This is a genomic window from Agrobacterium sp. RAC06, from assembly GCF_001713475.1.
In the GTDB taxonomy this organism is placed as follows: domain Bacteria; phylum Pseudomonadota; class Alphaproteobacteria; order Rhizobiales; family Rhizobiaceae; genus Allorhizobium.
Genome location: NZ_CP016499.1, coordinates 4,127,149 through 4,138,789 on the forward strand (window position 1 = coordinate 4,127,149; position 11,641 = coordinate 4,138,789).

Sequence of the window (11,641 nt, forward strand, 5' to 3'; positions counted from 1 at the left end):
AACTCAGCTCCGACCGAATTCGTCGACCAGGCGGATGATGTCGTCTTCGCCGAGATAGGAGCCGGTCTGGACCTCGATCACTTCGAGGCGGATCTTGCCGGGATTGGCGAGGCGGTGCACGGATCCTTGCGGGATGTAGATCGACTGGTTCTCGTGCAGGACAGTGACCTTGTCGTCGATGGTGACCTCTGCCGTTCCCTTGACGCAGACCCAGTGTTCAGCACGGTGATGATGCTTCTGCAGCGAGAGTTTCTTTTCCGGATGCACGAAGAGGCGCTTCACCTGGAAGCGATCGCCATTGAGGATCGAGGTATAGCCACCCCAGGGGCGAAGGGCCGTTGGGTGGTTTTCGGTGAGATGCGCCGTCTTCTTGTCGGCGGCGAGCATCTTGACGAGATTGCCGACATCCTGGGCCCGGTCGAGGCGACCAACATAGACGGCGTCTTCGGAGGCGACGACGGCGACACCTTCCATGCCCTGGACGGCGAGATGGGCGTTGCGCGACATGACGAGCGAATTGGTGGTGTCGGAGACGGTGGCGTTGCCACTGACGACATTGCCGTTTTCATCGCCTTCGGCGAGCTTCCAGATCGCGTCCCAGCTGCCGAGGTCGGACCAAATGATGGGCGAGGGGACAACCGCCGCATTCGGCGTCTTCTCCATGACTGCATAGTCGATCGAGATGCTCGGGCTTTGGCCAAAGCTTTCCGCATCAAGGCGGGTAAAGTCGAGATCGCCCTTGGCCTTTTCGATCGAGGTCCGGACGGCCGCGAGAACTTCAGGCGCCAGTGTCTCAAGCTCCGCAATCATCTGGCCGGCGGAGAAGACAAACATCCCGGAGTTCCAGGCATAGTTGCCGCTCGCCAGCATCTTTTCGGCGACCTCTGCCTTCGGCTTTTCGACGAAGCGCGTGACCTTGTTCACCCCATTGTCGAGGTCGTCGCCGATCTCGATATAGCCGTAGCCGGTTGCTGGCTCGGTCGGCGTGATACCGAAGGTGACGATCTTGCCGTCGCGCGCCGCACGGGCCGCCTTTTGCACGCAGCCGCGATAGGTATCATCGACGGTGATCTCGTGGTCGGAGGGCAGGATCTGGATCAGCGTCTCGCTGCCATGGCGCTCACCGACGATCAAAGCGGCGGCGGCGACAGCGGCCGCGGTGTTGCGCGCCTCCGGCTCCAGGATGATGCCATCAAGCGCGACACCGATCTCGCGGGCCTGTTCGGCGACGAGGAAACGAAAATCCTCGTTGGTCACGATGACAGGGGCTTCATAGATCGTCGCGTCGGAGACTCGGGCCAGCGTCTTCTGCAGCAAGGTCTCATCGCCGAGGAAGCGGATGAACTGCTTCGCAGCGGCTGCGCGCGACAGCGGCCAAAGCCTTGTTCCCTTGCCGCCGGCCATGATGACCGGCACGATCTTGATGCTCATGTTTTTATGCCTTTCGATGTCTTGCCGGGGCGGATCCGTCCCGGCTGATGTCGGAGCGAGCACGATGCCCTAAGGGCAGGTGAACGCAGCTGCGGCGGTTTTGTTACATGTTTGGCGGTATGTTCCAAGCCCGGTCGACCATTCAACCTTGCCAATCAAGCCGGATGCATTGCCGCGCTCAGGCGGGTATGCTGGTGATCCCCGCTGCCAGTCTTGGCGGGCCCGAGCCTCATCAATCCAGAGAGAATGTCCTTGTCTGTGACCCGTCCGCTGTTTTCCGTTCCGACCGCCCCGCTTGTCCCGATTCATGGCCGGCAAGAGGGTTTCCCCATTCACCGCATTTTTTGTGTCGGGCGAAACTACGCCGCCCACGCCGCCGAACTCGGCAACACCGTCGATCGTGTCGCGCCCTTCTACTTCACCAAGCCTGCAACGGGTCTCGTCCTCGAGGGGGGCGCGATCGCCTATCCGCCAGGCACCGAGGATTACCATCATGAGATCGAACTTGTGATCGCGATCGGGGCGCCGGCTTTCCGGGTCTCGACCGATGACGCGATGGAGGCGGTATTCGGCTATGCCGTCGGGCTCGACATGACAAGGCGGGATCTACAGAACGCCATGAAGGAAAAACAGCGTCCCTGGGATATCGCGAAAGCCTTCGAGGATTCGGCCGTCATCGGCGCGATCACCGCGGCTGGCGACTTCCAGCCCAATTCGCAGCGCATCTCGCTCACCGTCAATGACGGCCTTCGCCAGGAGGGGCATCTCAACGAGATGGTCTGGTCGGTGCCTGAAATCATCAGCCATCTCTCGCGCTACTATCACCTGACGCCGGGCGACCTGATCTTCACCGGCACGCCTTCGGGCGTCGGCGCGCTGCAGCCGGGTGACCGGCTCCTGGGCGCGGTTGAGGGCCTCTCGCCGATCTCCGTCACCATCGGTCCGGCAGCCTGAGATGACTTTATCTGGGCAAGGGCAGGGCTCGGCGCTGGTGCCGGGCCGCGATTGCGGCAGCTGTTCGCTCTGCTGCATCCTTCCCGACATCGCCGAATTCGACAAACCGGCAAACGAACCCTGTCGCCACTGCCTCGTCGGCGGTGGCTGCGACGCCTATGATGTCAGGCCTGCGACCTGTCGCGACTTCTTCTGCCTCTGGCGCACGGACCCGACACTCGGGGACGAATGGGAGCCGAGCGTCAGCCGCATGATGATGTATGCGCAGGGGCCGCAGCTGACGGTGCTGGTGGAGCCCGAGGCAGGGGAAATCTGGCGGGAGGAACGGTATCTCAGCTGGCTCGAAGAGCGGGCACAAGCGCTGAAGCCGCAGGGCGGATATGTAGTGGTCTATGCGGGGGAAGAGGTTGCGGTGGTCAAGGGGTGAGGCCGCCTGATTCGCTGCCTCGTGCAGATCGCAAACCGCAAATTCAAAAGGGCTCGCCGTTTCCGGCAAGCCCTTGAAAGAATTCGAATGGTGGGCGTGACAGGGATTGAACCTGTGACCCCTACGATGTCAACGTAGTGCTCTCCCGCTGAGCTACACGCCCATCCGATGAGCGGCTTAAGACCACAAAACCTGTTCGCCCGTCAATAGGCATTTTGCAGTTTTGTGAAGAGATTTTTTCAATCTCTCAAGAAGGCCTTATGCCGCAAGGAGTTTGTTCACTTCGTCGACGAGATCGCGAAGGTGGAAAGGCTTGGACAGGACCTTTGCGTCCTTCGGAGCCTTCGAATCGGCGTTCAGTGCAACGGCGGCAAAGCCGGTGATGAACATGACCTTCAGGTCCGGATCGAGTTCGGTGGCGCGGCGCGCCAGCTCGATGCCGTCCATCTCCGGCATCACGATGTCGGTGAGCAGAAGGGAGAAGGGTTCTTCCCGCAGGCGGTCATAGGCTGAGGCGCCGTTGTCGAAGGAGGAGACCTTGTAGCCTGCCTTTTCGAGCGCCTTTACCAGGAACCGGCGCATGTCGTTGTCATCTTCGGCGAGAAGGATTTTCTGAGTCATTTAGGGACCGCTGTACTCGATTGCATGGGTAAGCTTGCAGCCGCTCACTTTAGGGTCGGCTCAGTAAAGAACCGGTGAACAACGAGAAAGTGAGCCTGCTCCGCCATTTCCGGGAGTATGGACTTTGCAACGGGCGACTGGCAACATGAGACACGCAACAAGTTTGTGACTTGGTAAAGAAGAGGCCCTGGAAAGCGGATGACCAACGAATTCGACCTGTTCGAGGTTCGAGAGCCCGCGACCCAGACCATTCCCTTTGTCTACAACTCCCCCCATAGCGGTCGTCGATACCCCTCGGCCTTCCTCGGTGAGTCGCGACTCGACGAGATTTCGATTCGCCGTTCGGAGGATCATTACGTCGATGAGCTGTTCTCGGCGGCGCCCGGCTTCGGTGCGCCGCTGCTCGTCGCGCATTTCCCGCGCGCCTATGTCGACGTGAACAGGGAGCCCTACGAGCTCGATCCGCGGATGTTTTCCGATCCGCTGCCGCCTTTTGCCAACAGCAATTCAGCGCGTGTGGCGGGCGGGCTGGGCACGATCCCGCGCATCGTTGCCGAGAACATGGAGATTTACGAAAGGCGCATGCCGCTTTCGGTCGCCATGGAGCGGATCGAGAGCTGCTACAAGCCCTATCATGCCTGCCTGCGCCGGCTGATTGCCCGGACCCATGCGATGTTCGGCTTCGGCGTCTTGATCGACTGCCATTCGATGCCCGGCAATATCCGCGTCGCGGGCAGCGGTCTGAAGCCGGATTTCATTATCGGCGACCGTTATGGGACGAGCGCGTCAACCGAGCTCAGCCAGGCGGCGTTGCAGTTCCTGGAGGACCTCGGCTTTGCGGCCGTGCGCAACAAGCCCTATGCCGGGGGCTTCATCACCGAGCATTACGGCCGACCGGCCCGCGGGCTGCACGCTCTGCAGATCGAGGTCAATCGTTCGATTTATATCGACGAGACGACGCTCGAAAAGCGTTCTGACTTCGATGTCCTAGCCGGCTCGCTCGCCGTGTTCATGGAGCAGATGGCAGATTTCGTCGCCGACTATGCCGGCGACCGGGCGCTGGCGGCCGAATAGTTTTTTCCGATTTCCAGATGTTGCGGCCCTCGGCGCTCTGTGCCGGGCAAAAAAAACCGCGCTCGTGGCGCGGTTAAGTCTAGGGAGGAAACACCCAAGGAGGGTATTTACAGTCAGAAGACTGTAAGTGAGACGTTAGATGTTGCGGTGCACCATTGTCAAGTCGAAAATTGGTGCATTTTTGAGCAAGGCCAAAATTTACGCAATTTCGCGCTCTGAGGCCGGTCGGCGGGCGTCCGGTGAGGGCGAAGAAGGCGGCCGGCGGTGGTTTTCTTTCCTTGCGACTGGCGCTAAGACGGAGCTCCCTCCAGACGACGGATCTTTCCATGCGCCCAGATCGTGATTTCTTCTTTCGCTTGGCCGATGCCGCCAAGGCCGAGACCCTTCCGCGCTTTCGCTCGGGCCTGTCTGTGGTCAACAAGGAGAAAGCCGGTTTCGACCCCGTCACCGAAGGCGACCAGGCGGCCGAAATTGCCATCCGCAAGCTGATCGAAGCGGAATTTCCGACCCATGGCATTCTTGGCGAAGAGCACGAGAATATCCGGATGGACAGCGATCATCTCTGGGTCATCGATCCGATCGACGGCACGCGGGCCTTCATTTCCGGCGTTCCCGTCTGGGGCACGCTGATCGGCTTCCAGGAAAAGGGCCGCTCGGTCATGGGGCTGATGGAGCAGCCCTTCACAGGCGAGCGCTATTATGCCGATGGCGAGCGCTCCTGGTACTCAGGTCCCGATGGCGAACGGCAGAATCAGGTGCGCGATTGCGGATCGCTCGAAAACGCGATCCTCTTCACCACTTCGCCGCATCTCTTCAAGGATTGGGAAGTCGAGCGTTTTCAGGCCGTGCAGGACAAGGTCAAGCTCTTCCGCTACGGCGTGGATTGCTATGCCTATTGCCTGCTCGCAGCCGGTCATGTCGATCTGGTCATCGAGACTGTCTTGAAGCCCTATGACGTCGGCGCGCTGATCCCGATCATCGAGCAGGCGGGTGGGATCATCACCACCTGGGACGGCGGGCGACCTGAGGCTGGCGGTTCGATCATCGCGGCCGGCTCAAAGGCCGTTCATGCGCAGGCCATGGACATGCTCAAGCGCGGCTAAGCCCTTTCGCTCAGGCCTCCAGGGTGGAGACTGTCAGTTCTTCGGCGGGATCTGCCTCGTCGGGCTCGCCGCCCGGCATGAAGGCAAAGATGGCGGCTAGCGCCTGTTTGCGATAGCGATCCTGCTCCTGCAGGATCTCGTGGCGTGCGCCGGCGACCGGCACCAGCTGGCCGGCGCGGAAATATTGTGCCATGGATTCCTGATAGTGATACGGCACGATCGGATCATTGCCGGGCGCTATGATCACCGTCGGCACCGTGATCGATGCGAGATGGCCCGGCTTGCGGATGGCGTCGATCGCCTTCTGGCTCTCGTAGAGCCAGCGCGCCGTGGGTGGGCCAAGTGCCAGTTCCGGATGGTCGAGCATGATCCGCTGGTTGCGGGCAAAGCGCAGGGCATCCGATGTCAGCGGATTTCCCTCAAAGGGTTTCAAGGGCTCGTCCTTCGTCAGCGAAATGCCGCCGAAACCGGTAAAGCTTGCGAGGGTCGCAATCCGGCGGATATTCTCCGGCGATGTCTTCTGGCCGCCGAGGCCGACGAAGGGGGCCGCCAGCACCATGCGCTCGATGCGGTTGGAAAGACGCGGAGCCGCCTTCAAGGCGATCAGGCCACCGGTCGAGTGGGCGAGCAGGAAAAAGGGCAGACGGGTGTCCGGCAGCACGATCTGTTCGAGGAAGATCTCGAGGTCGCGGACATAATGGTCGAAGCGGCCGACATGTCCTCGGCGCGGATCCTTCTTCAGCAGCCGTTCCGATCCGCCCTGGCCGCGAAAATCATAGGTCGCAACCCAGAAGCCGCTTTCATTGAGCTCGCGGATAGTCTCGAAATACTTTTCGATGCTTTCGTTTCGTCCATGCAAGAGGACGATCGTGCCCTTGATCTTCGGGGCACTCGACCGGAAGACCGCGTAACGCAGGCGGATACCGCGATGGCCCTCAAAGAAGCCTACCTGTGGCCTGCCTGGAATCGGGTTTCCGGGGGTGGCGTGAAGAATGGCGTCCATGCCTGCAACTGCCTGTCGGTTGAAGCCGCGTCTCGTCTCTTGGGGATAGGCTGCAGCCCGGTCGCAAGTCAAAGAAAAAAGCCGGAACCGCAGACGGAGGGCTGCGGTTCCGGCGAAGTCCGGCCGAAGTGGAAGGGACGATATCTCCGGCCCGGTCGGTCGAGACAACCGATGATCCAAACCTAGATGAGTATGCTTGAACCCGGCTTGAACCAGGCGTTCACCCGCAGTTCATCGCGGGATGAGCGGCGCTGGGACGGAAGATCTTGAATTCGATCGCGCCATTTCCCACATCGGTTCTGCGGACGCCAGAAGGGTCCGCAGACCGCCGCCAGCATCGCCCCAAGCGGGATGCCAGCGGACTCAAGAGAACGCCAACGTCGCTTCAAGGAGGACACAATGCGTCACGTCGATTTTTCCCCGCTCTATCGTTCCACCGTCGGTTTCGATCGCCTGTTCACCATGCTGGACAGCCTCGGTCAGCCGGAACAGGCGCAGAGCTACCCGCCCTATAATATCGAACGCACCGGCGAGAACCTCTACCGGATCACCATGGCCGTTGCCGGCTTCGACGAAAGCGAGCTATCGATCGAGGCGCATGCCCATGTGCTGACCGTCAAGGGTGAGAAGCTCGAGGACGAGAAGGCCGAGCAGAGCGAATTCCTCTATCGCGGCATTGCGAAGCGCGCCTTCGAGCGTCGCTTCCAGCTTGCCGATCATGTGGAAGTCACCGCCGCTTCGCTGAAGAACGGCCTGCTGCACATCGATCTGCTGCGCAACATCCCCGAAGCGATGAAGCCGCGCCGGATCTCGATTGCCGCAGAGCCCCTCGGCAGCGCGCCCAAGGCGATCGAGGCGCATGTGAACTGATCGTCTTCTAGACGATCTGGCCCCCAGTCAGGCGGTCGGCGAAAGCCGGCCGCCTTTTTCATGTCCGGCCATCCGTTTGGTCCAGATCGTGCAGAGCAGCTTGTCGAGAGAAAGCATCCCTGCGCCCTTTACGACAAGGTAGGCGAGCGGGAAGATCCATAGCAGGCGCTGATCGAGGATGACGCTGTCGGGAAAACGGTCAAACAAGGCGCCAATCGTGCCGGCATCGACATTGTGGACGAGGATGTCTGTCAAACTCTGCACGGCGATGAAGGCGATCATGCCGAGGGCGGCGATGCGGGTGAAGAGGCCCACGACGAGCAGCAACGGCAGGATTATCTCGCCATAGGAACCTAGGAAGACCGTCAGCCCCCAGGGAAAGAAGGATACGGCCGATACATCGCCGCCGGCGGCATCCACGGCCGGGAGGGCGATCTGGTAATAGGCACCGTCGGAAATCGAGAAGGGACCGTCAAACTTGGTCAGCGCCGAATTCAGGTAATAGGGAACGAGCACCGCCAGAAAGACCAGCCGCGCAAAGAGCCCGAGAAACCATCGATCAAGCATGGGCTCCATCCGACGGATCGTGCGGCGGTAGAATTCGATGATTGCGATGGCAGCTGTCATGGTCTTTCGCTTTCCTGGAGAAGGTCGATCGCGGCAAATGCGCCCGAGGTGAGGGCAAGGCCGATAAGGGCGGGGATGTCAGCGGCCTCCTCTCCGGCCGCAAGACAGGCGTCGCCGAGTGCATGGCCGCTGAGAAGCCTTTCAAAGAAGGGAGCTCCGCCCGAGGGCAGGATTTCGATCGAAACATCGAAGGCCGGACGTGTGACGAGCACGGCCTCCGGCAGGAGCGGGTTAACGCCTTCGAGCGACATGCCGGCCCGGTCAAGGCGGCATATGGTGCCGGCGGCGTGACGGAGGCGGCTCATGCGAGTCGCGGGCTGCGGCCGAAAGCGTATGTTTACCAGTTCCTCGGCCGGGATTTGTGTAAGCGCTGCCGGATCGAGCGGGACTGCGTCCGCTGCATGATATGCATCGAGCCAGAGGCGCTCGACGCGGGCGACATCTGCGAGGAAGGGTAGGTCCGCCGCTGGCGGGAAGGACTCGAGAAACGCGGGAAAGCTCTCGCCGTAGGTGAAGAGCAGGGGGGAGGTGGGCGGATGGGCGGCCACATAGAGGCGGGCCATGGCGCGGAAAAAGTCTTCGCCAACAAGGTTCTGGACCGTCGGGAAGATTGAAGCGAGAGCATCGACCAGCGAGACGGTGACATTGTTGCGGTAGACCGAGAAGCGGCGTTGCGGTCGCGTCTCTTCGCGACCCGTCAGTCCTTCCGGCGAAGGCAGGTCCGGTGCGAAAAGCGCTTCGGCGAAGGCGCCGCTGGAGACCGGGTCAGGACGCATGGCGAAGCCCCAGGTCGGCAGCGACATGGCGGTCGAGGATCGCGTCGGCCAGTTGCGCCTCTCGTTTGAGGACGGACCAGTCAGGCACTTCATTGTCCCATTCGATCAAGGTTGGGAGGGGGCCGAGCTTGCCGATGACATGGGCATAGAGATCCCAGACGAGATCGTCCACCGGGCGGTCATGGCTGTCGATCAGCAGCGGGAGACCGGCATCGTCGATATCTGCCGCATGGCCGGCCAGATGAATCTCCTCGACGCAGAGGAGTGGGAAATCGGCGAGATAGTCGCGGGCGCCGTAACCGTGATTGGTGGCCGACACATGAACATTGTTGATGTCGAGCAAAAGGCCACAGCCGGTACGGCGCGCGATCGCCCGGATGAAGTCCGTCTCTGACATGGTCGAGGCTTCAAAACCAAGGTAGGTCGACGGGTTCTCGAGCAGGATCCGGCGTCCTAGCGTCTCCTGTACCTTGTCGATATGGTCGCAGACCCTGATCAGCGTCGCTGCGTCATAAGGTACGGGTAGGAGATCGTTGAAGAAGTGGCTGTCGTGGGTCGACCAGGCGAGATGTTCGGAGATCTGTTCCGGCTGGTAGCGGTCAACGACTATCTTGAGGCGAGCGAGATGTTCCGGGTCCAGGCCTGTCGGGCTGCCGATCGAGAGGCCAACGCCATGGATCGAGATCGGGAAGTCCTCGCGCATGCGGGTCAGGATGCGGTGCGGATGGCCGCCGGCGCCCATGTAGTTCTCGGCATGGACTTCGAGAAAGCCAATTCGGAAATCGTCCGCAAGGATCTGGTCGGCATGCTGAGGCTTGAAGCCTGCGCCTGCTCGGCGGGGAAGACTGGCGGCAGCGCCTTGGCGGCTTCTGTCGGCAAAAGCGATCTCTACGGCGGGATGGATAGACACGGCCGGCTCCTCAAGCATTCGTCCTGGAAAGGAAAGCGGGACGGCACCTGCGGACGAGCCGCAGGTGCCGTGCTGTCTCAAGCCTTCGGAAGGTCGCGGTCGAGGGCTTCGAGCGAACCCATGCGGCCATCCGGAAGGGCCATCGCGGTGCAGGTGCCCTTGGCGACATAGGTCCAGGCATTGCCCTGGAAGTCGACCTTCGAGGTGCCGGCGCAGGTGGTGCCGGGGCCAGCTGCGCAATCGTTCTTGCCGGCCATGGAAACGCCGAAGCACTTTTCCTTCTCCTGGGCGACGGCCGGGCCGGACAGGAGGGCGGCGCTGCCGATGGCCATGGTGACGGCAGCGGCGAGTGCGACGGTGTTGATGTTGGTCTTGGTCATGAAAAGTCTCCTCGGATCGTGATGCGTGGTGTCGTTGAAGCCCTCATCGGGGCTGGCAACTGCATCATGTCGAGGAGTGGGCCGTTTGAAAAATCAAGGTTTTTTGTGTAAAACGTGCGCGCTTTATCTGTAAGAAACCTTCGGCTCACACGACTTCTATGAATTGATCAACGTCTTCTACTGTCGTTGCAAAGCTCGTCACCAGTCTAATTAGGACCTCGTTGTCGGTCGGCAAGGGAAGCCATCCGTGCGGGGGTTGCCATTCATGGAATTTCGCCCCCTTAGCACGGGCACGTTCGGCAGAGGATTTTTCGATGACGGCAAAGACCTCGTTCGCCGTCGTGTCCCAGGCGAGGCGAGCGGTGTTCTTCAGTGCCAGACCCGATCGCAGGCGGTCGGCCATGGCATTCGAATGGCCCGCGAGGTCCAGCCAGAGGTTGCCGTCGAGATAGGCCTCGAGCTGGGCCGAGATGAAGCGGCTCTTGGAAAAGAGCTGGGCGGAACGCTTGCGGATGAACGGCATATCGGCCGCCATGCCGGGATCGAAGAAGACGATGGCTTCGGCGCACCAGCAGCCGTTCTTGGTGCCGCCGAAGGAGAGAATGTCGACCCCGCGCTTCCAGGTCATCTCTGCCGGCGTTGCATCGAGGGCGACGAGGGCGTTGGCGAATCGCGCCCCGTCCATGTGCAGCGGCAGATTACGCGCCTTCGCGATCGCCGCGATCCTGTCGAGTTCGTCGAGCGCGTAGACGGTTCCGACCTCCGTCGCCTGGGTGACCGTGACGGCCATGGCGCGACCATGATGGGGAGAGGCCGGCTCGAAGCGGGCTATCGCGGCCTCCAGTGCCTGTGGGTCCATCCTGCCCTCTGCGCCCTCGACGCCAAAGAGCCGGGTGCCGCCGGTCAGGAACTCCGGCGCGCCGCCTTCGTCCGCATTGACGTGTGCATCGGCGTGACAGAAGCTGACGCCTCCGGCCCTGGCAACACTTGCAAGCGCCAGAGAATTGGCCGCCGTGCCGGTTGCCACGAAGAAGACGGCGACGTCGCGTTCAAAAATGGCGCTGAACCGGTCTTCCACCGCCTTGTCGAGGTCGCTCGTGCCATAGGCGGAGGCGAAGCCCTGGGCATGGCGGGTCAGGCTTTCGGCGATCCTGGGATGGGCGCCGGACCAGTTGTCTGAAGCGAAGTGCATGGCATTATCCTGAGGCGGGAGTGATCCCAGGGACTTTATCTCTTTCCGCATGGCTATCAATGTGGCCCGGCTATAACGCCGATAAAGAGTGTCGACTGCGCAAGAAGGTGATGCAGTTCTGGGAATTGACGTAATAAAATTTCACCCGTTGCCCCTGTGTCGTAATTTCGCATCCTTCGCCCGGTTAATTTTCCTGGGCAACTCTTGCATGAGCGTTTACTTTCTGTCATAGGAACAGCAGAAATTAGGTCAGACTAGTTGACCTAATTCCGG

The 11,641-nt window shown here is 61.1% G+C and carries 13 protein-coding genes and 1 tRNA gene; 5 read left to right on the plus strand and 9 right to left on the minus strand.

What is annotated here, in order from left to right:
• Window positions 1–3: 3 nt before the first annotated feature.
• On the minus strand, window positions 4–1,431 hold the full coding sequence (locus BSY240_RS19540) for a mannose-1-phosphate guanylyltransferase/mannose-6-phosphate isomerase (RefSeq protein WP_069043431.1): 1,428 nt from the start codon (window positions 1,429–1,431) through the stop codon (window positions 4–6).
• A 258-nt stretch (window positions 1,432–1,689) separates the two neighbouring features.
• On the opposite strand from BSY240_RS19540, the gene BSY240_RS19545 reads away from it, so the two are divergent.
• Window positions 1,690–2,385, plus strand: a complete 696-nt coding sequence (locus BSY240_RS19545) for a fumarylacetoacetate hydrolase family protein (protein ID WP_069044062.1) — start codon at window positions 1,690–1,692, stop codon at window positions 2,383–2,385.
• A gap of 1 nt (window position 2,386) precedes the next feature.
• Entirely contained in the window at window positions 2,387–2,812 is a 426-nt protein-coding gene (locus tag BSY240_RS19550) for a hypothetical protein (RefSeq protein WP_069043432.1), read from the plus strand.
• An 88-nt stretch (window positions 2,813–2,900) separates the two neighbouring features.
• Here the strand turns inward: BSY240_RS19550 and BSY240_RS19555 are convergent.
• Both BSY240_RS19555 and cpdR1 read right to left on the minus strand, forming a co-directional pair.
• A tRNA-Val gene (locus tag BSY240_RS19555) sits at window positions 2,901–2,975 on the minus strand.
• Window positions 2,976–3,070: 95 nt separating this feature from the next.
• On the minus strand, window positions 3,071–3,433 hold the full coding sequence (gene cpdR1, locus BSY240_RS19560; protein ID WP_006726917.1) for a response regulator CpdR1: 363 nt from the start codon (window positions 3,431–3,433) through the stop codon (window positions 3,071–3,073).
• A gap of 198 nt (window positions 3,434–3,631) precedes the next feature.
• Between cpdR1 and BSY240_RS19565 the strand changes: the two genes are divergently transcribed.
• A complete protein-coding gene (locus BSY240_RS19565) occupies window positions 3,632–4,507 on the plus strand; it encodes an N-formylglutamate amidohydrolase (RefSeq protein ID WP_069043433.1) in 876 nt (291 codons plus the stop codon).
• A gap of 326 nt (window positions 4,508–4,833) precedes the next feature.
• Window positions 4,834–5,610: a histidinol-phosphatase gene (gene hisN, locus BSY240_RS19570; RefSeq protein WP_054148213.1), complete on the plus strand. Its 777-nt coding sequence runs from the start codon at window positions 4,834–4,836 to the stop codon at window positions 5,608–5,610.
• Between the two features lie 10 nt (window positions 5,611–5,620).
• Here hisN and BSY240_RS19575 read toward each other — a convergent pair whose 3' ends face one another.
• Window positions 5,621–6,613 (minus strand): alpha/beta fold hydrolase, encoded by a 993-nt coding sequence (locus tag BSY240_RS19575; RefSeq protein WP_069043434.1) that lies wholly within the window; start codon window positions 6,611–6,613, stop codon window positions 5,621–5,623.
• Window positions 6,614–7,012: 399 nt separating this feature from the next.
• On the opposite strand from BSY240_RS19575, the gene BSY240_RS19580 reads away from it, so the two are divergent.
• Window positions 7,013–7,483, plus strand: coding sequence for an Hsp20 family protein (locus tag BSY240_RS19580; RefSeq protein ID WP_054148215.1), 471 nt, complete (start codon window positions 7,013–7,015; stop codon window positions 7,481–7,483).
• 27 nt (window positions 7,484–7,510) lie between these two features.
• On the opposite strand, the gene BSY240_RS19585 is transcribed toward BSY240_RS19580, so the two are convergent.
• The 5 genes from BSY240_RS19585 to BSY240_RS19605 form a co-directional block, all read right to left on the minus strand.
• Entirely contained in the window at window positions 7,511–8,110 is a 600-nt protein-coding gene (locus tag BSY240_RS19585; protein WP_069043435.1) for a DoxX family protein, read from the minus strand.
• On the minus strand, window positions 8,107–8,886 hold the full coding sequence (locus BSY240_RS19590; protein WP_069044063.1) for an HvfC/BufC N-terminal domain-containing protein: 780 nt from the start codon (window positions 8,884–8,886) through the stop codon (window positions 8,107–8,109). Before BSY240_RS19590 ends, BSY240_RS19585 begins: the two co-directional genes overlap by 4 nt.
• Window positions 8,876–9,796, minus strand: a complete 921-nt coding sequence (bufB, locus tag BSY240_RS19595; RefSeq protein ID WP_442855989.1) for an MNIO family bufferin maturase — start codon at window positions 9,794–9,796, stop codon at window positions 8,876–8,878. The genes BSY240_RS19590 and bufB overlap by 11 nt, the downstream gene beginning before the upstream one ends.
• Before the next feature lie 77 nt (window positions 9,797–9,873).
• A complete protein-coding gene (locus BSY240_RS19600; protein ID WP_069043436.1) occupies window positions 9,874–10,176 on the minus strand; it encodes a BufA1 family periplasmic bufferin-type metallophore in 303 nt (100 codons plus the stop codon).
• Window positions 10,177–10,321: 145 nt separating this feature from the next.
• Window positions 10,322–11,368: a threonine aldolase family protein gene (locus tag BSY240_RS19605; protein ID WP_069043437.1), complete on the minus strand. Its 1,047-nt coding sequence runs from the start codon at window positions 11,366–11,368 to the stop codon at window positions 10,322–10,324.
• Between the last annotated feature and the right edge of the window lie 273 nt (window positions 11,369–11,641).